The organism is Flavihumibacter cheonanensis (assembly GCF_022352215.1).
Classification (GTDB): domain Bacteria; phylum Bacteroidota; class Bacteroidia; order Chitinophagales; family Chitinophagaceae; genus Flavihumibacter; species Flavihumibacter cheonanensis.
On record NZ_JAKRWF010000069.1, the window covers coordinates 1 to 290 of the forward strand.

1 pseudogene is annotated in these 290 nt (G+C 59.3%); it reads left to right on the top strand.

From position 1 onward, the window contains the following. A pseudogene (locus MD536_RS21165) lies at positions 1 to 290 on the top strand (disulfide reductase); the annotation flags it as partial.

A 290-nucleotide genomic window follows, 5' to 3' on the forward strand; every position in this document is an offset into this window, starting at 1 on the left:
CCAAGAGAAGATAAAAGAAAAAATCAAGGAGCTCAAGCTCAACCGCGTGGTGGTGGCCTCCTGCAGCCCCAAGACCCACGCGCCCATGTTCATGGAAACGCTGGAGGCCTGCGGCCTAAACCCTTACCTGTTCGAGATGGCGAACATCCGCAACCAGGATTCCTGGGTGCACGCCAACGACCACGAGGCGGCCACGCGCAAGGCCAAGGACCTGGTACGGATGTCCGCGGCCCGCGCCGCCACGCTGAAGATGCTGAAAAGCAAGACTGTATCCATCAACAAGCAGGCTC